Annotated in this window: 1 protein-coding gene; it reads right to left on the bottom strand. The window is 42.5% G+C overall.

From position 1 onward, the window contains the following. A partial coding sequence (locus R2R70_RS22770; protein ID WP_410979312.1) for a cysteine protease StiP domain-containing protein occupies positions 1 to 240 on the bottom strand: 240 nt, incomplete at both ends.

The raw sequence follows: 240 nt of genomic DNA on the forward strand, positions 1-240 counted from the left end.
CTCATGCATTGCAGTAGGTGCTTGCTCTAAAGTCAGCATGTCAGAGTAATGGCGTTGTCCGCTTTGGATAAGCGCTTCTTTTTGACTGACTGGCACATCAGCAACCGCGTCCTTATCCACCATATCGAGTAGGACAGTGACATCGCTCGCAAGATAACTGCCTGAGCCATAGTTTTTTAAATCGGCTCTTTTAGTTTGTATATTAGGTAAAGTCATAGTATGAATAATAGCACTCTTAAT

This window comes from Cobetia sp. SIMBA_158 (assembly GCF_046566945.1).
GTDB lineage: Bacteria > Pseudomonadota > Gammaproteobacteria > Pseudomonadales > Halomonadaceae > Cobetia > Cobetia amphilecti.